Source organism: Glaciimonas sp. GNP009 (genome assembly GCF_054343755.1).
Map to the genome: position 1 here is coordinate 115,902 of NZ_JBTGUV010000001.1, position 21,938 is coordinate 137,839.

Genomic DNA, 21,938 nt, shown 5'->3' on the forward strand with positions numbered 1-21,938 from the left:
CGCGTTGAGTGATGAAAAATATCGAACGCTGCTTGACGCTCATGTCCACGAACTTTGATTTTTTGGTAGTGCCTCGTTCGGATCGTAGGTGACGATCGAGTCGAAAGCTCCTAAAGTATCGTTGTACACCACAAGATTCGTACCGCCCGTGATAACGGACTTGAATATAATTCCTTGGCCTCCAGCCGCCAACACTTGGTCTCCAATAACCCAACTGGGTGGTTCGATCTCTTCGTTGAAGTGCATCTTACGCCAATCGCAATAAAAATCCTGCCAAAGAGAATCCCAAGTAGCAGTAAAACCGTTACGAAAATCGACCATTGAATTGACAATGATTTGATAACTTACAATCAAAGCGGGGGGCAAAAGGGCATCTATCTGTTTGTATTCGGCGAGTGCAGTCTCGAGTTCCAGTGACAAATACAGTGCATTGATGCCCGGACGATTTGCGCGACCACCATACCTACCCGCGCCGGCTCCGCTTGTCGGCGCATAAGCCCATTTCGGGTCATGTATCCGATAGGCGACAGTATTGAGTGTTGTGAAAATCATCCAACGAACCCGGCTTGAAGCGATTGAATGTATCGAATAAGCACTTCAGTGCGCCCTTCGGAAACGAGATCTTGCGGTGTTTTGTAGTCAAAAAGCGGAAGTGGATTATTTTTATACCAATAAATTGCTTGTTCGACGCTGCCCGCTATATCAGCGGCAGCACGCATCACGCGTACCGATTCACGCAGGTAGTGCTGTACGCTTTCTGCATCCGGTGCCCTGCGGATCGTATTACGATGAACATGTGCTTTTGCGGCAAGCGTTTGCATGTCCACGCGTAACGCTAAACCATACCTCTTAGGAGAAATCGAAGCAGGACTAGTATCGACATCGTGTAAGTAACTCATGAATCCATCAAAATTACGTTCGAATACAGGGATTACCTCAAGAATAGCCATCGTAGCCTCACATTCCGTATGCACTATATATGCATCATTATTGCACTATGTATTTAACGTGGCAAGTGCAAACTTAGTCGACTGCTCAGCTTATTGCAGCGTAATTCGATTCCTTTTATGCTTTATGTTCCAAATATCAACAGATTTATATCTGTCTCCTGACTACCGGGCACTTGAGCTAATACGCATAAGCACATTACTTCCGTTGCGCTTAACTCGATTGCGCACGAGTCCAGTGCCTAGCACTTCAACCCTCCCAGTTGGCCTAAGCACCTCCTGATTGATGGGTGGCATTTATTTTCAAATCATCGCGTACAAAGAGTTTTTGCAGACTGGCAAAAATAGTTAGGCGCCGCGTGTGCAATTCAATGCATTGCTATGCGCAATGACTACCCCGTTCAGAGGCGTTCAACGTCCTTCGCCAGCTAACCGAGGCCAGACTATACGTCCGTCAAATGATCCGTCAAAAACCTGACAAAATTTGAAATTAAATAAATCGCTCAATTGAGCGATTTATTTTCTGAATCTTTATAAGGCCACATTTAAAGATGTGCACAGCCGTTAAAAGCCGTTATAAACGCCTATCGGGAGCAACACCACAATCCCAGTGCAGCAAAAACAAATCCACCAGACGCCGTTCGATCGGCGTTATTACACAAGCAATTCACAAACAGAGAAACAGACGGCGCTTTGCGCCGTCTGTTTGATGGGTAGCATTCTTTTTCTAACCATCGCGTACAAAAGAGTTTTTCGCAGACTGGCAAAAATAGCCTGGTACGGCGATTGTGCAATGCATCGCTACGCTCAATGACTCCCCCGTTCAGATTCGCTGCGCTCACTTAGCATGCGGCCTCCCCATTGGCATTGCACAAGCACCTCATGCACCAGGCCCCGCCAGCCATACCGCGAAAACTCATTTGAACCGATGCTCACAAAAAGAGCAAAAGAGGCTACCCGACAAAACAACGTCACCATCAACAACCAGGTCCCGCTTCAAATCTATTTAACCCGATATGTGCAGGGCAACCACAGGAGAAACATCATGGATATTCGCCAAGTCATCACAGATAAAATCATTTTTATGCTCGAAAACGGTACGACACAATCAAACTCCCGCTGGACTATTGCAGGGCAGGGTGGGTTGCCAAAAAATGCAAGTACTGACGTTGCTTACAATGGGATTAATATTTTGTTGTTATGGGCAGCTGCTGCAGAAAGTGGTTATACATCAAGCCGCTGGATGACCTACAAGCAAGCCGCAAGCGTTGGCGCGCAAGTGCGTAAAGGCGAAAAATCGACTATGTGCGCGTACTTTGAAATGATGAAATCAAAAACCGATGAAGTCCCAGCCAGCGGGGAAGATTCGCGCAAAGGGTTTTTCCCCATGTGCAAACCGTTTTTTTTATTTAATATCGCGCAAATGGACAATGTTCCAGAGGCTTTGTTACCGCAAGCCGCCCCGGTTAAAAATTTTTCGATTAACGAAACCGCCGAACAACTGATTATTTCCACTGGTGCGACTATTAATCATGGTTTTGATAGCGCTTTTTACACCCGTAGCAAAGACGCCATTTCTCTGCCGAACCGTGAACAATTTCGGTCTCCCGAGGCTTATTACGCCACAGCGTTGCATGAGTTGACCCACTGGACCGGCCACGAAAGCCGCTTAAACCGTGAACATGGAAAGCGTTTTGGGGACAATGCTTATGCTTTTGAGGAATTGGTTGCCGAGATCGGAGCTGCTTTTATTTCGGGACATATGGGCTTTGTTGATGTGATGATGGAAGATCATGCAAGCTATGTCGAAAGCTGGCTAACTGTTCTGAAAAACGATAAGACCGCGATTTTTACAGCAAGTAAACAAGCCAGCAACGCTTACGAGTTTATTCTTGCTAAAGCAACTCGGGAACAACCGGAGCACGCAGAAATCTAACGACCATGGGATGGAACAGAAATTTTTTTCTGTTCTCACTCCCACAACATCGGTAAGGAGGCCAACCAATGACCAAGAAAAAATCTTTTCCCGTGGCTTATCGTGAGGAATCCCGGCCACGATGACGAAGACATATGGAAGGATTTTTCAACTTTTTCGGAAGTAGAACCCGCACGTAACCAAGTCCCCAGGCAGGCGCCATGAAGCGCCTTGCCGATGGTACATTGATGTCAGAATATTGAAAGCTAAAATGGCAAATCCGATTACCAAAAATAGTGAAGCAAAAAAAATCCTCGCGGAGGTGCGTGAAAAATTAGCAAATTTGGGATTTCTGACTTTCACGCCAATGGAGGCGGTTCCCCACGCTAAATCGTTATTATTTTTGCTTATTGCAGAAAATCAGCATGATTTACAGTCAGGCAGGGCCATCATTTCTGATGGCGTCATCGAGGCCCATATTAATCCACAAACATTCAACGTCAAAGTCGATTTTTATGTTGCTGAACAAATCGCGCATACAATTAAGCCGGCAAAGCACGGCAAAAAATGGACAGAAGAAGAGGACGCTGAATTGTCGACATATGGTGTTTGCCAACGACGACGATTAACTATTTGTCCAAACAATTTACGCGTAGTGAGGTCTCTATCACCGCAAGATTAGAAAAAATAGGGAGTACAGCAAGCCGCGAAGCAGCCCGGAATGTTAGCAGAGAGAGAGAAATCAGTCTTCCATCGTAAGACCGGCCGTCTGACGTGAAAAACCGCAACGCCGAAATCGTTCAACGTTTGATAACGTTGTCGGCATTTTCGGGGCAACGTTGGGCGCAAAGCCTGGACTATTTTTTATCCGTTGACCTGCTGATTGATTGTCGAATCCTAGCTAGTCTTAATAATCGAATGCGATTATTTTTTCCTTTAACAGGCTAGAGATTGCCAAGGGCGGCATCTTTTTACCATCGACATATCCAGAAAACTTTGAACACGCCCTGAGAAAGGGGTGCCGTCTAAAAATCTCTATCCTCAACGACTCCAACGTGGATTGCATACCCTTACCCGCATATAAGAAGGGCTCTCAGAGGCTTAACATCTTTACAGCTACAACACCGCCAATGGCCCCGCCAATGACTGTAAGCCCGGCCAGAAGGGCAATGAGTCGCCATAATTTGCGTTCCAGCGCCTCATTGACCGCGATTAACTGCGTTACGCCAGTGCCCAGTTGCACCCTGATTGCGGCAGACGCGTTCCGGCCTGCCGCGACGAGTTTTCGTTCCTGCTCCGTGATCATGGACTCGAAGCCCATGCGCGCCGCTAGGAATGCCTTGCCACTTGCCTCCTTTATGGCTTGTTCAACGTTCTCTGCCAGGGACGCATCCAATTCTTCCACGCGCCCAATTAAGCCGTCTACATCGATCATCAGTTCTGCCAGGAGCGCTTCCCGGGCTGTTGCAATTCCCATTGTTATTCCTTACTTGAATAAGATCTTGAACACGTCATCGAGATTCTTGTTCGCCGACTTCGCTAGTCGCTTGGCCGAAATCATGCTGATCGCCACATCTTTGGTCTCGTCATCTTTGGCGTCTTTGAGTAGCGCACGATAGTCAGTGTCATCGGCGACCAGGGCACCGACCGACATATTCAATACCCGCAGGCGATCAAAGATCTCGTTGGTGAACACCACCGCCTCGGGGCGCAAGGTAAATTTCTTTTCCGCTGCATGAAAGCCCCAGACCAGGCTGAAGTGGTTGGCGACATCGTCCGCATCGTCGATCGCCACTTTATTAAAGACCACGCGGATTTTCTGAGGCGGCACGCCGAGGCCCGCTAACGTTTTAATCGTATTGATGGTGTCGGTTTGTTGCTTCTTGTCGCTAACTACGGGAACAATAAAATAATCGAATTCTTCATGCGAACCATCAAACTGCCCCATCAATTTGACAAATTCATCGACGTTGGAAGCCCCGATGTCGACAATGGCCGCGTCTGTGCGCATCATTTCTTCTTGTAAATGGCCGAAGTCTTTGCCTTTGAGGCGCTCAGATGCGGTACTTTCTCCGGCACCGGCGTTGATGGTTTCCACCGCAAATTCCTGGGCCTGCATGCGCGGCGCAAAGAGTTGTTTGGCTAACGTCGATTTGCCGACGTTACCCGAAAAGTTGATGATCGCAATTTTGGAGTTCATACCGGTTTGTTCTCTTTCCGTTGTTGTTTCGCTATCCGTTCGTAATGGGCGATGTCCGTTGCTTCCTGTTGCGCGTCCGGTTGCATGAGGCGTGCGAGATCCTGCACTGAGACGGGTTGGTCTGTGACCGGCTCTTGCGTCGATGCCGGCGAAGCAACGACGACATTGGTGACGCCAATGGCAGGGTGGTGCGCTGCTTGCCGAAACCGGTACACATACGTTTTCAGGGTCGCCAGCGTCAATTCGAGACCCCCGCTGTGTAACGCGGCCTGGATCGCTTTGAGTTGCACACCGGCGGCAAGTTGCCGTTCGATGTCCGGCAGGAGGGCACGCAGCCGGGCGGCTTTAGTGGTGGGTTGTAGTTTCGTCAGAGCGTCTTTGATATCCATTTTTGTCCCTCTTTTTACTTCTTTCGTGTCGCGAAAGAAATACTTTACGGCAACTGTCTCGGTTTGTCTACTTTTTGTATCCTCTTTGTTTTATTTTTGATGATGAGTTGATGCCTTTTTAGTTCTCTTATGTTCTCGCTTTAGTCGCTATTTGTCGTTAAATAGTCTCCTGAATGCCTACGGACTGCGTCCTGAGTGATAAGCACTCCCTGACCCCTGGAGATTGTGCTCTTTAACCCGAGCAAAATCTCAATACACAAAACGCACCCCTTCCGAGGGATAAAACACCGTACAATACCATTGCCACATGGAAATATTCGTATATTCGCTTCCGACAAATGTATGACAAAACTGTCTGAACGCCTTATCTCTACTCAAACAACCGTATGACAATCGTCATACATTAGAGAGGACACCATGCGCGACGGAAAAACGGTCTCCATACGCTACAGCGACGACGAACTCAACCGGCTCGAACAGGCCGCCGCCATCGCCGGTTATGCCAAATTGTCGCCTTATCTGCGTGACAAGACATTGGATAAAATCGGCTTATCAAACAGCGCTCGTGATGGCGTGGAAGCCTGGTCTGAACGACAAGAAGTGACAGGCCGGTTAGCGGAAATCGAACGCACGCAACACGCGGCCAATGCCATGCTCACCACGCTGCTGTATCTCGTGCATCGCAAGGCCTCCACCGGCGACATGCAGGACTTACAGGCCGCCGTGGAACACGCCGGCCTCTCTGCCAGCACGCTCGACAAGATCGCGCCGGTGTTAGGTAAATTAATCCAGCAACTACAAGCGGAGTAGTCCCATGCAGAAATTAGAAGCAGAAAATGCGACCCTCCTGTTTGGCATCGCGCTTCCTATTGCCGGCTGGATTGCCGGCACGTATGCCGGAAAAATACCGTTATCACCGTTTCCGCATGCCATCACGGACGCGTTACATGCCACGCCACGCGATCCTTTTATCCTCGGCGGGCTGGTCGCTGGCCTCGGTTTAGCGGCCAGTGCGGCTTATCTCTTGCGTGAGTATGGCGACGATGGTTATCGCGGTGCACCGTATAGACGCTGGTTACGCGGCTCCCGCATGGCGAACTGGCACAGCGTCAAAGCGAAGGTCAAGGCCGCCAACCGGCAGGAAAATGCCCGGCGCAAGAAGGAGGGCAAGCCGCCGTTGGCCCCGATCATGATCGGGGCGTTACCGATGCCGTTGCATTTGGAAAACCGCAATACGATGATCTGCGCGTCGGTCGGCTCCGGTAAATCGGTCACGATGGAAGGCATGATTGCGTCGGCGATTGGCCGACGCGACAAGATGGCAATCATCGATCCGAATGGGACGTTTTACTCAAAATTCAGCTTTCCCGGCGATATTTTGCTCAACGGCTTCGATGCACGCTCGGTCGGCTGGTCGCTGTTTAATGAGATCAAAGGGGTACACGACTACGACAGTGTGGCAAAAAGCGTCATTCCGCCGCAAATTGACGCCAGTGAAGAACAATGGTGTGCCTATAGCCGCGATGTGCTGGCCGACACGATGCGCAAACTCCATGAAATCGGCAACCCCGATCAGGACACGTTAGTCAATTTGCTGGTGCGCGAAGACGGCGACGTGATTAAAGCCTTTCTGGCGAATACCGATTCACAAGGATATTTCCGCGAGAACGCCGAAAAGGCCGTCGCCAGCATCCAGTTCATGCTCAACAAGTATGTGCGCCCGTTGCGCTTCATGAGCAAGGGGGATTTTTCGATCCACGAATGGGTGCATAACCCCGACGCCGGGAACCTGTTCATTACCTGGCGCGAAGACATGCGTTCGACCCAGAAGCCGTTGGTGGCAACCTGGATCGACAGTATTTGCCGCACCATCCTCAGCTATGAACCGTTGTCCGCCACGGTGGACACCCGCCTCTGGTTGTTCCTGGACGAACTGGAGTCGCTCGGGAAGCTCGAATCGTTTGTCTCAGCCGCGACCAAGGGACGCAAGCACGGGTTACGCATCGTCGGCAGTATTCAGGACTGGGCGCAACTGGACGAAAACTACGGGAAAGATGCCACCAAGACCTTGTTGTCCTGCTTTCGTAATTACATCATCTTCGGGGCATCGAATGCGCTCAATGCCGACAAGGCCAGTGAAATCCTGGGTAAGCAGCACGTCGAACGGCTCCAACTCACCACCACCGCCCATGGGGCCAGCCGCAATATCGTTGCCAGCGCACCAGAACCGGTTGTCCTGGATTCGGAAGTCTCGAATCTGAACGACCTGACCGGTTACGTCCTGTTTGCCGAAGACAATCCCATTGCGAAGATCACCGTGCCCTATCGCGCCTATCCGCAGCGCGCGGTCGGGATCGTGCTCAAAGGCAGCGCATGATCAATCTCACGCCGATCCGGGGCAACAATCAATATGCCGCAGCCCATTATTTTTCCTCATCAGATGATTATTACGGCAAAGAAAATCCGGGTACCTGGCAGGGGAAGGGCGCGACTGCACTGGGCCTCACTGGCCCGGTAGAACAAGCGCAGCTGTCGCGCCTACTCAACGGCGAACTGCCCAACGGCGAGCACATCCAGACCGCCTTTGATCCGGCCGAAAAAATCAAACGCATGGCGCTGGACGTCACGTTTTCTGCGCCCAAATCGGTGTCCATGCAGGCCCTGGTTGGTGGCGATCTCGCCGTGACACTGGCCCACGACACGGCAGTCAGCCGGGCGGTGGAAGAAGTCGAGAAGCTGGCAGAAGCCCGTAAAAAAATGCAGGGGAAAAGCACCCGTGAGCGCACCGGCAAGTTGGTCGTCGGCAATGGTTGGAATCTGTGCTAACGCTGAATTCGCTAGAGAAAGGAGCCACCCCATGACACTGAGGATTAAAAGTTTTTTCATGGTCAGGTTCCTTTGGGGGTTAAGTTGTGGGTGTTTTCTGCCAGTGAGCGTTGCATGAACACCGGCACCCACTGTTCGGGCGCGCTGCTACCCAGTTCGGCAATGATGGTGTCCATCAGTGCTACGCCCTTGTCGTTGGACGACAGCACCGGGATGAATTCTGGCAACTCCGACAGATCAAACACCGCTTTAATCGATTCATTGCCGCGCCGAATCAGAAATTTGCGCGCTTCCAGCGGTGTTTCCCGGATAAACGTGAATTCGGCTTCTGTCAGGTCCAGCTGACCCACGTAATCGGGGTGACTGGCTTCGCCATTTGGCAGGTAAATCTTGGTGGCGGTCTGCTTCTGGATCGAATCGGTTTCACAAAACAGGTACTTGGCGTCCGGCGTCACAAAAATCAGCAATCCGTTCTTGCGCCGGATCTGCATGATGTAGGCATCGATTTTTTCACGCCAGTACGCGTGCTTGACCAGATTTTGGCCTTCTTCCAGTACCAGAATGAACGGTTCTCCGTTCATGGCCTGCTCGATGCGGTGAAACGGATAACTCAGCATCACCGGCAGCTCGGGCCGCGCGTCGGTCCCTTTGATCAGTTGCTGCATCTCAAAACAGTAGTGGCGACAGGTGCTCAGATCAATGCCATCGTTCGGGTTATCAAACACGCCCCAGTTCGCGCCCGGCACTCCCTGTGTACCATGCCAGATTGCCATCGCGTCGCAGAGACTGCCCTGACCAAAGCACCAGGCCACATTGCGCAAGCGCCGGTCGGCCTCTGGTAACGTGTAATTTTCTTCCACGGCCTTGTGAAAGCGCCGCATGTCGTCGGGCGCAATCAGCCCGCCGTAACAGGTGCGCATCAGCGACAAGAGTTCAATCAAATAGGCCCGGTTCTCAGGCGTATCGGGCAGCTTGAACGGATTCCAGCCGCTGTTGCCCATCACCGACAAGGTTGTATGCTGGCCGCCCATGGCCGCCATAAATACCTTGGCCCCGTGCCGGTTATCGAACCAGAACACACGGGGTGCGGCCTTGTCGGCCATCGTAATCAAGGCCGACAGGAGGGTGGTCTTACCGGCGGTTCTGTCGCATTGTTGAGCCTGACACGGATTTTCCATGTTGAACATGACCCCGCTTACACTGGACGGACTTGCCCTGCCAGCGCATAAAATTGGTCGGCGAATGACATCTCATTTGCGCCATTGGTCGCGAACTGGCCCTTGCGGATCATGTGCATGAGCTCGATGCCGGCAAGTACGCAGCGAGCGGAGCGAAACGATTTGAAGTTGAGCATCGGCTTGGTCATTCGCTTGATGGCGCGGTGGTCTTGTTCGACAATGTTGTTGAGATATTTGACCTGGCGCACCACGATCGGCACGTCACGTCCTGCGTTGATCGTATCGATGGCGGCCTTGTTGGCGCCGCTCTTGTCCATCGCAATCTTCTCGGGCTCGCCATTCATCTGCATGGCCTTATCGAAAAAGCGCTTTGCCGCGGCCATGTCGCGCTTGGCTGTCAGCAGGAAGTCGACGGTCTTGCCCTGCTTGTCGACCGCGCGGTAGAGATATTTCCAGACGCCCTTGACCTTGACGTACGTTTCATCCATCCGCCAGCTGCCGCCGACCGGACGCTTGTGCTTGCGAGCCATTTCCTCGATGAGCGGCAGGAAGCGGATCGCCCACCGGTTGATCGATGAATGGTCGACCGACACGCCACGCTCTTCCATCATTTCTTCGATGTGCCGGTAGCTCAGCGGGTAAGCCGCATACCACCGGATACAGACCAGGATGACGTCGATCGGGAAACGCATTCCTTTGAAGCTGAGCATGGCAGGCCGTCCACAGTTATGGGCTTCAAAGTCTACCTGGTCCCCTTGACAGCTCCGCTAATGCGACAGAACCCGAAATTATCTCCATGCCTATAACCACCACATTCCGCAGCGCAGCCTGAATAACGAAACACCCATTCAAGCCATGAAAAAATGGCAAGAGAAAAAGCCCGAATTATTCGTTAAACGCGTCTATAACCAAGCGGGTCTTGACAACTAAACCTTCCAGACTGCATTCAACTATGAGTTATCTGTCGCCCAACTGTGGCGCAAGAATTGGCACGATTACCCCTTAATTAGCTCAAATATTCATATGTCCTAGACTACAGTTTTATTATAATAGCTTATAAATATTACGATAAAAATTTATTTTTTAGTAAGGCTTTGGTGGGTTGTATAAGTTCTCTTTGTTCAACTATTCGAATATGGTCTTAATAATAAATGAATAGTTATTAATAAAATTAAAAATCGCTAATACAAATTATGATAATTTTTAATATTGCGCTTTAAATTAATACCATTTTATGAATATATAAAGACTAGTAAATTTATTAAACTCTATTCAAAATCAATGCTTGATCTAAATTAAACACCTGCTAATTAAAAAATTATTTATTTGAAATTGTGTATGGCGATATAAAATTATTATATTTTAGTACTAATTTCCACAAAGGAAAAAAATGATGGAGTTTTACGGTATTGTTCTGATATTTTCTTTAATGATTATTGCTATCTTAGCGGTAGTTGTTATCGATGAAGTGAGGCAGGCGCAACTTCCAAAGAATCGAGCTAAATTTAATTCAAGTCCTATCTGCTGTAACTATAACTGCCATCAAGGTAAACGCTGCATATTAATAAGTACAAAAATAAAATAATAGCCATGCCGTTGGAAATAAGATGTCAAACAGGGTGCTAAATTTTTTATCAGTCAGCATCTATATTTGGCAATCCTATTTTTATAAAGACTTAGCTAAGTGTCAAGACCCGCTTGGTTATAGACGCGTTTAACGAATAATTTGGGCTTTTTCTCTTGCCATTTTTTCATGGCCTGAATGGGTGTTTCGTTATTCAGGCTGCGCTGCGGAATGTGGTGGTTATAGGCATGGAGATAATTTCGTAGCGTCGCTTCGAGTTCGGCCCTGGAGTTGAATCGGGTATGTTGAACAATCTCGCGGATGCGGCCGTTGAAGCACTCAACCATGCCGTTGGTTTGTGGATGACGTGGCGGAATAAGGCGATGCTCAATGGCCAGTTGCTTGCATAAAATATCAAAAGCATGCTTGCCAGTAGGAGGCCGTTCGCCGCTCCGGTGATCTTTCTTCTTGCTGGTAAAGCGGTTAGTGAACTGACTGCCGTTGTCGGTAAGTAGTTTGACGATGGTGACCGGACAGGCCTTTTTGACCTTGATCAGAAAGTCGGTGCTACTGCTCTCGGACTGATCGGCATAAATGTCCATGAAGACCCAGCGGGTAGCCCAATCAATGGCGACGAACAAATAGCGGCGCGTGCTCTCGTCGGGCATCTGCGGCAAACACTTGATATCCAGATGTAAAAAGCCGGGCAAGTAATCCTTGAAGGACTTTTTGGTAACGGGCCGGGCACTGTCCTGTGAGGCCATTTCCAGCAAACTGGAGACGCCATGAAGGCGCAGACAACGCCCCAGGCCAGCACGCAAGACGGCGGGATTAATGAATTCACGTGTGACCGCCAGCAAATCATCGGTGGGCAACAGGAGCGTCTTGCGCAGCTCTATGACAATCAGTTCCTGCACCAGCGTCAAGGTTGTCCGCAGCGTATGCGGACAGTGCGAGCCATCCAGGGGACTGTTCCGGTCTTGCCATTTCCTGATGGTCTGCCGGGTAACGTTATAGCGCCGGGCAAGCTCCGCCTGAGGAAGTTTGGAAGAGCGAATTTCTTCCCGAATCAGGTGGGTGGTGCGGGCTTGGCTGTGCAGGGCTTGGGTCATGACATCCGCCTAGGGTAGTTGGCAATCAGTGTACGCAAAATTGTCTGGCTTTAAAGAGAGGCCAGCTTCGAATGGGTACATGATCAAACGATTCTAAACACCCTCGGGGCTTGGATTGGATAGAAAAGTATTCTTCAGTTAATTGATTTTTCGATTTAATATGATTAAAATTATGAAAATAGTTGTTTTTTCTGATAATAATACAGACATCCAAATTATTTGCAAAGTAATTCTCTGTTGTGGATATGAATATGATTTTTTTAACAATGAAAAAGATCTGTTCAAGAGGTTAGATAAAGAAGGTTATGACATGTTAATAATGCATGTGCAAAACTTTATCTTAAGATATAAAAATATTTTAAGTGAAATAAGAACTAAACTATATTTTCTAATTCCTGCCATTGTTATTTCCAATGACTCCACAGAAGGAGAGGTCGTTGGAGCCTTTGAAGCCGGTGCTGACGACTTTTTGGTGAGTCCCACAAGACCCAGAGTGTTGATAGCAAGAGTCAAGGCATTACTCCGGAGGAGTTATCTTTATAGTAATGAAAATGCAATAATAACAGTGAATAACTACGTATTCGAACCACTTATGAATCGTGTCACGGTTTCGGGCGATTTCATAGAAATCAGGCCTAAAGAGTTTAAACTTGCACTGCTCCTATTTTGTAATTTAGGTAGGCCTCTATCTCGAGAATATATTTTAAGAAAAATATGGAGGTCGGGAAGTAGTGACAATATTCGATCAATCGATTCTTACATAGCCCGTATTCGTCTAAAATTGTTATTAATTCCAAAAAATGGCTATAAATTAGTACCGGTTTATGGTTATGGGTATCGTTTGATTGAAGTTGATAAGATGCTAGGTGTCAAGACCCGCTTGGTTATAGACGCGTTTAACGAATAATTTGGGCTTTTTCTCTTGCCATTTTTTCATGGCCTGAATGGGTGTTTCGTTATTCAGGCTGCGCTGCGGAATGTGGTGGTTATAGGCATGGAGATAATTTCGTAGCGTCGCTTCGAGTTCGGCCCTGGAGTTGAATCGGGTATGTTGAACAATCTCGCGGATGCGGCCGTTGAAGCACTCAACCATGCCGTTGGTTTGTGGATGACGTGGCGGAATAAGGCGATGCTCAATGGCCAGTTGCTTGCATAAAATATCAAAAGCATGCTTGCCAGTAGGAGGCCGTTCGCCGCTCCGGTGATCTTTCTTCTTGCTGGTAAAGCGGTTAGTGAACTGACTGCCGTTGTCGGTAAGTAGTTTGACGATGGTGACCGGACAGGCCTTTTTGACCTTGATCAGAAAGTCGGTGCTACTGCTCTCGGACTGATCGGCATAAATGTCCATGAAGACCCAGCGGGTAGCCCAATCAATGGCGACGAACAAATAGCGGCGCGTGCTCTCGTCGGGCATCTGCGGCAAACACTTGATATCCAGATGTAAAAAGCCGGGCAAGTAATCCTTGAAGGACTTTTTGGTAACGGGCCGGGCACTGTCCTGTGAGGCCATTTCCAGCAAACTGGAGACGCCATGAAGGCGCAGACAACGCCCCAGGCCAGCACGCAAGACGGCGGGATTAATGAATTCACGTGTGACCGCCAGCAAATCATCGGTGGGCAACAGGAGCGTCTTGCGCAGCTCTATGACAATCAGTTCCTGCACCAGCGTCAAGGTTGTCCGCAGCGTATGCGGACAGTGCGAGCCATCCAGGGGACTGTTCCGGTCTTGCCATTTCCTGATGGTCTGCCGGGTAACGTTATAGCGCCGGGCAAGCTCCGCCTGAGGAAGTTTGGAAGAGCGAATTTCTTCCCGAATCAGGTGGGTGGTGCGGGCTTGGCTGTGCAGGGCTTGGGTCATGACATCCGCCTAGGGTAGTTGGCAATCAGTGTACGCAAAATTGTCTGGCTTTAAAGTGTCGTGGTCTAATAAAAACAGACAGCTCATTAGGTGATAATTCGACTATTGAGGGGTATTTAAAATATGACCAAGAAACGCAGAACGTTTGACGCTGGTTTTAAGCTCGAAGTAGTGGAGATGGTGCAGGATCAAGGTTTGAGCATAGCCCAAGTATGCCAAAGCACCGGTTTGGGCCCGACCGCTATGCGGCGCTGGTTAGAGCAAGTCACCGCTGAGCAAAAAGGTCATTGCGGAATCGGCAAACCATTGACGACGGATCAGCAACGGATACGGCAACTGGAACAAGAGAACAAGCAACTGAAATCGGACAATGACCTATTAAAAAAAGCGTCAGCCTTCTTTGCCCGCGAGCTGAAGTGAAATACAAGCTCATTCATACCATGGCGAAGGAGGCTTTTACAGTGATGCAGTGCTGTCGCGTACTCACCGCTGGCCGTGCTGGTTATTATCAGCACCAAAAGCGGGTTTTGTCGCAATAACGTCACTAGTTTAGAATTTGTATTTTGACAGACGACAAATATCTGCAATGAACCTATCTGTAATATCTAATGACGAGCTGATTCCTGAAATGACAACGGCATTGAAACGATTGCATTATCCGTTGGAAATAATGTTGATGTGCGTGCGTTGGTATGTTGCGTATCCGTTGAGCCTGCGCCATCTGGAACAGATGATGGCTGAGCGCGGCATCGAAGTAGATCATTCGACAGTGCATCGGTGGGCGCTCAAACTGTTGCCGATATTTGAAAAAAAGTTTCGCAAACTGAAGCGCCGAGTGGGTGCCAGCTGGCGTATGGACGAAACTTATATAAAGGTCAAAGGTAACTGGAAATATCTGTATCGTGCGGTAGACAAAGACGGTCAAACTGTTGATTCTCTATTGACAGCAAAGCGCGATAAGCAAGCCGCTATGCGCTTCTTTCGCAAAGCCATGCTCGACAATGGCATTCCTGAAAAAGTGGTGATGGACAAGAGCGGTGCCAATAAAGCAGCCATTGATACGATCAACATCAGCCATGGAAATGCCATCATCGTGCGCCAGGTGAAGTATCTCAACAACATCGTTGAACAAGATCATCGCGCCGTTAAACGCATCACCAAACCGATGATGGGATTCAAATCTTTTCGGGCTGCTAAAATCATACTTGCTGGTATTGAGATCATGCACATGATACGCAAAGGAAAACTAATGCACAGTGGCTTCCAGAAAATAACAGCAGCGCAACAATTTTATGCACTCGTTGGATCAGGCCGTCCAGCATAGGGGCGGGCAGACCATCCACGGCTTCACTTCAGCTTTTTTCCTTAATGCGACACAACCCGATGCAGACGCACTTGATTTCGCGGGCCTTGTCGAAGGCTATACAACTGCGCCAGCCAGCGCCAGGATTGATTCTCCACTCGGACCGCGGCAGTCAATATGCCAGTGCCGATTATCAGACTTTATTGGTCCAGCATGGCATCGTTTGCAGCATGAGTCGCCGTGCAAATTGCTGGGACACTCAGTTAATATAATGGTGAACGCCTCGCTGGATCTGACCCGTGCTGGGACTGGCAAAGCTGCCTTTGCATTGACCTGTCGATCTGGTCCTGGCGTTCCCCAAGCGTTGCTGGGCTCGTTACTTGTGACCTAATAGGAGCTTTGCTCTGCACCGTGAGTGTCCTGTCCGGGAATCGAGGTTGGTAATGCGCCCACCTTGAACAGGAGTCCAAAAATGGACGCGCACTCGATACAAAATGAAGTGATCCTGGGTGTCGATACCCATCTGGATATACATGTTGCAGCAGTCATTAGTCACACAGGCAAGTTGCTCGGAACACTCGCGACGCCGACCAATACCACCGGATATTTGACATTATTGGCGTGGGCGCGTTCACTGGGCAACATTCGGCGTGCCGGCGTTGAAGGTACCGGTACGTATGGAGCAGGCCTTGCTCGCGTGTTACGTGAGCAAGGAATTGAAGTGATGGAAGTGAACCGTCCTAACCGCGCCAAACGCCGGTTGCAGGGCAAGTCGGATCCCACCGATGCAGAGAATGCGGCACGTTCCGTGCTGGCTGGAGAAGCTACCGCTATTCCAAAGACACAGTCTGGCGCTGCAGAAGCGATGCGCATTATTTCTGTTGCCAGGCGTAGCGCAGTCAAAGCAAAAACGCAAACGATCAACCAGTTACGGGCAATTTTGGTGAATGCCCCACAAGACATTCGCGAACGGCTCTGGAAAACGAAACCGGACCAATGCGTTGCCGGATGTGCGCACCTCCGAAATTTGGGGCCAACGATCCACTTGCAGGCGTTGACCAGTACGTTGCGTCTGTTGGCAAACCGATGGCGCATGCTGGCAGCGGAATTGAAAGAGTTCGATGCCCAATTGGAACAGTTAACGCGTCAGTCGGCACCCCATCTGCGAGAGCAGTTTGGGGTAGGACCACAGACCGCAGCGACATTGATTGCCGTTGCCGGAGATAATCCTGAGCGATTACGTAGCGAAGCAGCACTTGCTGATTTATGCGGTACCAGTCCGTTACCAGCGTCATCAGGAAAAACAATTCGGCACCGACTCAATCGTGGTGGTGACCGATCAGCAAACAACGCTTTATGGACGATTGCCATGGTACGAATGCGCAGTGAGCCGCGCACACGTGCTTACGTGGCGCGTCGTACTGCTGAGGGACTCTCGGCGAAAGAAATTCAACGGTGTTTGAAGCGCTATATTATTCGGGAACTCTATCCGCTCATCCTTGCCGATTTGGGCACCGCAGCGAACAATTCTTGACATAGGAGCGTCAACGCTGTGATGGAGAGGTTCTTTTTGAATCTTAAAATGGAACGTGTATGGCAAAAAGAGTATGCCAATCACGCAGAGGCTGAACGCGATATTACCGATTACATTGTCGGCTTTTATAACTGCGACAGATTGCATTCAACTTTGGGATATCTGTCGCCCGCTGCTTTTGAGCAGAAAAATTCAGAAAAACTTATGGAGCTGTCTGTTTTAACTTGACCACGACAAACATTCCCATTTTGGCACGTTGGCGCCGTTTGAAAGAGGGCGTCCATTCCATTAGAACCCCTTACAGCAAAAGGTGTTGCACTTGGTTTTTGAGAACGCCCCGTCTCTTTACGCTGCTCCTCGAAAAATGGGGCTTTAGGAAATTAAGTTGCTCAATCTTCTTATAAATTGGTTGTCTTTGTCATACTTAATATGAGCATAGTCGCGCTATTCTTAAATCTTGATGAGATGCGCGAGGCACTATGAAAATATAGTAGACCCGAGATATGAGACAACAGTTTAAGCTATGGTCCTCACAGAGGATTGTAGCGAATGACGGAAATAAAGAAGCGGAAAGTGCCCAGCGCTGAATTTAAGGCAAAGGTCGGCCTTGAAGCGGTGCGTGGCATTAAAACGGCCAACGAGATCGCTCAGCAGCATGGCGTTCATCCGGTGATGGGGAGCCAGTGGAAGAAAGAGATCCTTGTCCGTGCTGGTACTTTATTCGAGAGCAAGCGTGGTCCCAAAGCCGAAGCTGTGCATGAAGATGAGGACCGGCTGTATGGCGAAATTGGCCGTCTCAAGATGGAACTGGATAGGCCTAAAAAAAGTCAGGCCTGCAAGCGGCGCGGTGCGATTGGGATGGGTTGAGAGTGCTGGCGAGATATCGTTGTCGCGGTAGTGCGAGCTGGCCGGTAGGTAAAAAGCGACCGTGTATCGCCCCCGCGAAGTTGCGTGCTTTGACGATGATGAGCTGACCTTTGTGTGGGCTCATTGATAAAGAGTTCACGCGACATCCATTTTATGGAAGTCGGCGGATGATGGTGATTCTGAAACGGCAAAGTTGGTTGATAAACCGCAAGCATGTGCAACGGCTGATGCGCATGCTCGGGCTGGCGGGAATGCCCCCGGGTGCGGCAGTAGTTCAGCATTCCGGCCACAAGATATATCCGTATTTACTACGGGGCTTGGCTATCCTGCTACCTAACCATGTCTGGAGTACAGATATTACGTACTTCCGACTGGCGCGGGGCTTTGCGTATCCGGTCACGATCCTTAACTGGTACTCGCGATGCGTGCTGAGCTAGCGTATTAGCAATAGCAGGGATGCGTCATTTCGGGGTGACTGTCTGGAGGAGGCATTGATCGATCACTGCAAGCCTGAAATCTTCAACACCGACCAGGGCAGTCAGTTCACGAGCATGACATTTACCGGAGTCTTGAAGCGTGCAGGAATTGCCGTCAGCATGAATGGGGTCGTGCGTTGGATAACATCTTTGTCGAGCGCCTATGGCGCAACGTCAAGTACGGGGATGTGTAATACCGCTACGCGACGATGGGTGATCTGCATGCTGGAATGACGCGGTATTTCGCGTTTTACAATGGCGAGCGGCTACGCCAGGCGTTGAACTATCAGACGCCGGATGTAGTGTACGAAAGTGGTGAAGGCGGTAGCGTGATGATCCTCGATAAATATGGCAGCGTGGCTACCGAGGAAACGCATCAGGCAAAACAAGAGCTAGCAGCAATAAGTGTGGAACCGCAGGGAAATTTACCGGAGCAAGAACCAGCCAGCATGATTCCGACATTCACAGGTGGCTGAAATTCAGCAAGACGGGGCAGCGCCAATCAGCTACATGCAGGGTCAAGACCATAGCTTAAACTCAGGCAAAAAACTATCTTGGTGAGCACATTTATCATAGCATGAAAGACATTCCTGCGAATCAACATCAGACTGGGCGACGCTGTATATCGATTTTGTAATCGCTCATGGTGTCGGTAAGGTAGCCGGATATTGCGTCACAGTTCATTCTGAAGATTTGAGAGGAATTTTCGGTGACTTTGCCGAGGCAGCATGGAAGCTTCCTTTCGGGGAAACTGGTAAGCCATGTGCTTGTTACCGGTGTGCCGTCCGCTTCCAGGCTTGTACCATTTCATCAAAAGGTACACAACGATTTTACCGAGATCGAATTGCGCTGCGTACCCTGTTCCAGGCCTTTCAATGTGGTTTTTTATATCGAAGAACTGATCGGAAGTGGTGCATTCACGACGCATTGTATCCAATGGTATGGGCGCAGGTCGTTGAATTCGAGGTGCACTCCATGATCGCTGGCTAATTTAGCTCTTCATCATTGCCGCGTTGGTTGCTGGCAGCGATGGGCGTCTGCACGCCTGCGAAGTTTGATGAGAAAAATTTTGGCATCGAGAAGAAGTTATTCAGGACTGTGCAGCGAGCGCTATTGAACAAGGATTACTAACAATTTCCGTGATTGATCCGAAAAGGATTGATGTGCTGGAAGTGCAGATAAATGATGGCAAGCATTGCGGCTGTAGTCGTAAGTTTTTTGCCCCAATCAGATTGCTATAACGACGAATGAATAAATTTATATTATCGCTGAGCCTGGCAATTTTAGCTGCCTCTGCATCGGCAAGCGAGGAAGCACCTTTAGAAAGCCCTTGGTCTATTGAAGTCTCTGGGCTTACGCACCACTTCGAACATCCTCTTGCGTTGGGCCATAAGTGGAATCAAGCTAATTGGGGCCTCAGCGTGCAATATCAAGAAAGAGACGTGGAGTCCACCTGGTCGCATGCCTATGCGGCAGTCAGTCTGAAAGATTCACTGGGGGTGAACGGTGTTTACGTAGGGGTAATCGAATTAAAGAGCTGATCCACACACCGTTAGTGCGAGCTTAAATGGGTGTCGGCTTCTTTGGGATGTGGCGAACCTTGGAATGGGAGGGCATAGGCAATTGGTGGCAGCCCCCTTACCGATTTTTCACCTTGAAGAGCGTCGCATGGGCTTCGGTTTTAATGTTCTTTATGGGCCTCATATTAAGTACGGTACCGGGCGGGAGCTCCTCAGTTTTGTTTTTCTCCAGGGAACCAAGAATTTTTGACGTTGTATTGTGGTCGACGGTAAACAGACATTTTTTCAAGTTTTTTGAAATTTTTGCTCAAACGCGGCGAAGTCATTCTGATCAGCGTCTAAGTGGATGTCCTCAAAAAATCTCTCATCAGGCTTTTTTGCTGGGTCTTTGTTCGTCATTCCAGTTAAGACGTCTCAAAAGTATGTAGTAAAAATTTTACGAACACTAATTTCCGAGGATGTTCATGTTGGACAATAAACCGTTACATCGCAATATATTGCAATCAGCACAAGAACGTAGCAGCAAGTTAGCGCTATTTTTATGCTTGTTAAATTATGCCATACCCGCTTTCTGTCAAACTGATCTGGATCGTGCCGCCGAGATTCAAAATCAAAAAAACATACAATCTCACATCAACACAGAAATTCATAAACAAGAGCAAGACCAGGAACAAGATAAAAATATCTCAATTGACGAAAAGTTGCATGTTGCCAAAGTAAGTACTACAGAATCGTTCTTTGTTTCCACCATTAAATTGAACAGCGGACCAAATTCGCCCTCAATCAACAGCCGTCCGATATTAGAAAAATATGAAGGAAAGAATTTGGATAAAAGCCAAATATTTTCCTTAGTCAAAGACTTAACCAACCTGGTGTTTGGGTTGGGGTACGTCACTACCTACGTTACCGTGGATCAAAGTGATCTTCGCACTGGTACTTTAAAACTTTCGCTCCGTTGGGGACGTATTGCCGACTGGCTAGTCGATGGCAATGCACCGGCGAACTGGCATCAACGGTTGCGTCTAAACGCTGCGTTGCCTGGTGTTGTCGGGAAAATTTTAAATATTAAAGATGTCGACCAAGCCATCGAAAATCTGGGCGCGGGGGGCGACGGCAAGGCAACCGTTAAAGTAGTAGCTGGGAAAGAACTCGGTAGCTCATTTCTGGACGTGCACTTCGCTGACATAAATTCACCGAAGTTTGCATTTTCCTTCGATAACGAAGGTGCGGGAACCGATAATAGTGGGCGCGACGGCAGCGAGATTGATGCCTCCTTTTATAATTTAACAGGCCTCAACGATTCACTAAAACTTTCCCTCACCGATCGTGTGTACAGTGACCCAACAAATAACGCATTAGTCGGATACGGTATGGACTATCACGTTCCCGTCGGGGCTTTTTCTTTTGGTATTAAATATAACAATAGTAACAATAAAAGATTATTGCATGCCCTGTATGGTGACTATCTTTCTAGTGGCATCCAGAATACTTGGGGCGCGCGAATGGATACTATTGCTAATCGTTCCGCAAGCAGCAAGCTGGTTCTGTATGCGAATATGGAAACAAAAAAAATCAACAATTATTTGGCAGGACAGAAGCTTACTGCCAGTAGCGGAAGATATACAAATATAGGTGTAGGAGCGGAGTACAGCACATCCGTTTTCGGGGGGTCAATTTTTAGCAATACCGAATTTGATCGTGGCTTGACTTGGCCAAGTTCGTTGGATGCTTCTGTGGACGGCAATGACAATAAGAAGCCAATTAATCGTTTTACTCTCAATGGTGCGTGGTCACGCGATTTAACGATTGCCTCCCAAAATTTGAATTACCAACTCAAGTTTGGCGGCCAGTATTCACCAACAGGGTTGATACCCGCCTATAAATTTTCTGTCGGTAACGCCTACACGGTCAGAGCTTATTACGGCACGCCGTATTCGGCCGACAATGGTTTATATCTATCCAACACAATGACGCGTCCTGTGCAGTTTGAAGCGATTAATTTGACATTAAGTCCTTTTATCGGTATCGATTTCGCGATTTTAAAAGATGCTGAAAAGCTTAGGCAGTCAGAACTGCTTCTTGGTGCTGCTGTGGGCGTCACTGCGGCGTATGGGAAAAATTCGATTTTATTTGTCATTGGGCGTCCCCTTTGTACACCCGGCACAAGTCAGCCGGGCATTTCCCAAAATAATGTCGTTCATCTCATTGCAAATTTTTCCACCTGATGGTTTAGGGTGTGTCGCAGCAGG

Annotated in this window: 21 protein-coding genes and 4 pseudogenes; 16 read left to right on the forward strand and 9 right to left on the reverse strand. The window is 49.0% G+C overall.

Going from position 1 to position 21,938, the window contains the following annotated elements; all coding sequences use genetic code 11:
• Positions 1-39: 39 nt before the first annotated feature.
• A complete protein-coding gene (locus tag ACXX82_RS00285) occupies positions 40-552 on the reverse strand; it encodes an RES family NAD+ phosphorylase (protein ID WP_458562070.1) in 513 nt (170 codons plus the stop codon).
• Positions 549-950, reverse strand: a complete 402-nt coding sequence (locus ACXX82_RS00290) for a DUF2384 domain-containing protein (RefSeq protein WP_458562071.1) — start codon at positions 948-950, stop codon at positions 549-551. Before ACXX82_RS00290 ends, ACXX82_RS00285 begins: the two co-directional genes overlap by 4 nt.
• Before the next feature lie 1,042 nt (positions 951-1,992).
• Here ACXX82_RS00290 and ACXX82_RS00295 point away from each other — a divergent pair.
• Together ACXX82_RS00295 and ACXX82_RS00300 are read left to right on the forward strand one after the other, a co-directional pair.
• Positions 1,993-2,883 (forward strand): ArdC family protein, encoded by an 891-nt coding sequence (locus tag ACXX82_RS00295; protein WP_458562072.1) that lies wholly within the window; start codon positions 1,993-1,995, stop codon positions 2,881-2,883.
• A gap of 250 nt (positions 2,884-3,133) precedes the next feature.
• Complete coding sequence (locus ACXX82_RS00300; RefSeq protein WP_458562073.1) at positions 3,134-3,544, forward strand: hypothetical protein; 411 nt, start codon at positions 3,134-3,136, stop codon at positions 3,542-3,544.
• 411 nt (positions 3,545-3,955) lie between these two features.
• Here ACXX82_RS00300 and ACXX82_RS00305 read toward each other — a convergent pair whose 3' ends face one another.
• From ACXX82_RS00305 to ACXX82_RS00315, 3 genes are read right to left on the reverse strand one after another with little or no spacing between them, the layout of a single operon-like run.
• A complete protein-coding gene (locus ACXX82_RS00305) occupies positions 3,956-4,339 on the reverse strand; it encodes a hypothetical protein (protein WP_458562074.1) in 384 nt (127 codons plus the stop codon).
• Positions 4,340-4,348: 9 nt separating this feature from the next.
• Positions 4,349-5,062 carry a StbB family protein gene (gene stbB, locus ACXX82_RS00310; RefSeq protein WP_458562075.1) on the reverse strand — a complete coding sequence of 238 codons (714 nt, stop codon included), beginning with the start codon at positions 5,060-5,062 and terminating at the stop codon, positions 4,349-4,351.
• Positions 5,059-5,451, reverse strand: a complete 393-nt coding sequence (locus ACXX82_RS00315; RefSeq protein WP_458562076.1) for a hypothetical protein — start codon at positions 5,449-5,451, stop codon at positions 5,059-5,061. Before ACXX82_RS00315 ends, stbB begins: the two co-directional genes overlap by 4 nt.
• Before the next feature lie 417 nt (positions 5,452-5,868).
• Between ACXX82_RS00315 and ACXX82_RS00320 the strand changes: the two genes are divergently transcribed.
• The 3 genes from ACXX82_RS00320 to mobF are packed head-to-tail and all read left to right on the forward strand — an operon-like array spanning position 5,869 to position 8,277.
• Complete coding sequence (locus ACXX82_RS00320; RefSeq protein ID WP_458562077.1) at positions 5,869-6,261, forward strand: conjugal transfer protein TraA; 393 nt, start codon at positions 5,869-5,871, stop codon at positions 6,259-6,261.
• Positions 6,262-6,265: 4 nt separating this feature from the next.
• Positions 6,266-7,828: a type IV secretion system DNA-binding domain-containing protein gene (locus tag ACXX82_RS00325; protein WP_458562078.1), complete on the forward strand. Its 1,563-nt coding sequence runs from the start codon at positions 6,266-6,268 to the stop codon at positions 7,826-7,828.
• The gene (gene mobF / locus ACXX82_RS00330) at positions 7,825-8,277 is read left to right on the forward strand and encodes a MobF family relaxase (RefSeq protein WP_458562079.1); all 453 of its coding nucleotides are present in this window, start codon (positions 7,825-7,827) and stop codon (positions 8,275-8,277) included. Before ACXX82_RS00325 ends, mobF begins: the two co-directional genes overlap by 4 nt.
• A gap of 62 nt (positions 8,278-8,339) precedes the next feature.
• On the opposite strand, the gene ACXX82_RS00335 is transcribed toward mobF, so the two are convergent.
• Both ACXX82_RS00335 and ACXX82_RS00340 read right to left on the reverse strand, forming a co-directional pair.
• Positions 8,340-9,464, reverse strand: coding sequence for a VirB4 family type IV secretion/conjugal transfer ATPase (locus tag ACXX82_RS00335; protein WP_458562080.1), 1,125 nt, complete (start codon positions 9,462-9,464; stop codon positions 8,340-8,342).
• Positions 9,465-9,472: 8 nt separating this feature from the next.
• Positions 9,473-10,165, reverse strand: a complete 693-nt coding sequence (locus tag ACXX82_RS00340) for an IS6 family transposase (RefSeq protein WP_458562081.1) — start codon at positions 10,163-10,165, stop codon at positions 9,473-9,475.
• 73 nt (positions 10,166-10,238) lie between these two features.
• On the opposite strand from ACXX82_RS00340, the pseudogene ACXX82_RS00345 reads away from it, so the two are divergent.
• Together ACXX82_RS00345 and ACXX82_RS00350 are read left to right on the forward strand one after the other, a co-directional pair.
• A pseudogene (locus ACXX82_RS00345) lies at positions 10,239-10,385 on the forward strand (IS481 family transposase); the annotation flags it as partial.
• 460 nt (positions 10,386-10,845) lie between these two features.
• Positions 10,846-11,040 carry a hypothetical protein gene (locus ACXX82_RS00350; RefSeq protein ID WP_458562082.1) on the forward strand — a complete coding sequence of 65 codons (195 nt, stop codon included), beginning with the start codon at positions 10,846-10,848 and terminating at the stop codon, positions 11,038-11,040.
• A 95-nt stretch (positions 11,041-11,135) separates the two neighbouring features.
• On the opposite strand, the gene ACXX82_RS00355 is transcribed toward ACXX82_RS00350, so the two are convergent.
• Complete coding sequence (locus ACXX82_RS00355) at positions 11,136-12,131, reverse strand: IS481 family transposase (protein WP_458562083.1); 996 nt, start codon at positions 12,129-12,131, stop codon at positions 11,136-11,138.
• 172 nt (positions 12,132-12,303) lie between these two features.
• Here ACXX82_RS00355 and ACXX82_RS00360 point away from each other — a divergent pair, with 172 nt between their 5' ends.
• Complete coding sequence (locus ACXX82_RS00360) at positions 12,304-13,038, forward strand: response regulator transcription factor (protein WP_458562084.1); 735 nt, start codon at positions 12,304-12,306, stop codon at positions 13,036-13,038.
• On the opposite strand, the gene ACXX82_RS00365 is transcribed toward ACXX82_RS00360, so the two are convergent.
• Entirely contained in the window at positions 12,994-13,989 is a 996-nt protein-coding gene (locus ACXX82_RS00365; RefSeq protein ID WP_458562083.1) for an IS481 family transposase, read from the reverse strand. The genes ACXX82_RS00360 and ACXX82_RS00365 overlap by 45 nt on opposite strands.
• A 123-nt stretch (positions 13,990-14,112) precedes the next feature.
• Here ACXX82_RS00365 and ACXX82_RS00370 point away from each other — a divergent pair, with 123 nt between their 5' ends.
• The 8 genes and pseudogenes from ACXX82_RS00370 to ACXX82_RS00405 all read left to right on the forward strand — a co-directional run bounded on the left by ACXX82_RS00370 (position 14,113) and on the right by ACXX82_RS00405 (position 21,914).
• Complete coding sequence (locus ACXX82_RS00370) at positions 14,113-14,409, forward strand: transposase (protein ID WP_458562085.1); 297 nt, start codon at positions 14,113-14,115, stop codon at positions 14,407-14,409.
• A gap of 208 nt (positions 14,410-14,617) precedes the next feature.
• Complete coding sequence (locus tag ACXX82_RS00375) at positions 14,618-15,313, forward strand: IS6 family transposase (protein WP_458562156.1); 696 nt, start codon at positions 14,618-14,620, stop codon at positions 15,311-15,313.
• A 59-nt stretch (positions 15,314-15,372) separates the two neighbouring features.
• Positions 15,373-15,549, forward strand: a pseudogene (locus ACXX82_RS00380) (DDE-type integrase/transposase/recombinase); the annotation flags it as partial.
• Between the two features lie 215 nt (positions 15,550-15,764).
• Positions 15,765-16,826 carry an IS110 family RNA-guided transposase gene (locus tag ACXX82_RS00385; RefSeq protein ID WP_458562086.1) on the forward strand — a complete coding sequence of 354 codons (1,062 nt, stop codon included), beginning with the start codon at positions 15,765-15,767 and terminating at the stop codon, positions 16,824-16,826.
• Positions 16,827-16,838: 12 nt separating this feature from the next.
• Positions 16,839-17,054 (forward strand): annotated as a pseudogene (locus ACXX82_RS00390) (IS3 family transposase); the annotation flags it as partial.
• Between the two features lie 321 nt (positions 17,055-17,375).
• A pseudogene (locus tag ACXX82_RS00395) lies at positions 17,376-18,537 on the forward strand (IS3 family transposase); the annotation flags it as partial.
• 879 nt (positions 18,538-19,416) lie between these two features.
• Entirely contained in the window at positions 19,417-19,710 is a 294-nt protein-coding gene (locus tag ACXX82_RS00400) for a hypothetical protein (RefSeq protein ID WP_458562087.1), read from the forward strand.
• Positions 19,711-20,153: 443 nt separating this feature from the next.
• Positions 20,154-21,914: a ShlB/FhaC/HecB family hemolysin secretion/activation protein gene (locus ACXX82_RS00405; RefSeq protein ID WP_458562088.1), complete on the forward strand. Its 1,761-nt coding sequence runs from the start codon at positions 20,154-20,156 to the stop codon at positions 21,912-21,914.
• Positions 21,915-21,938: the final 24 nt, after the last annotated feature.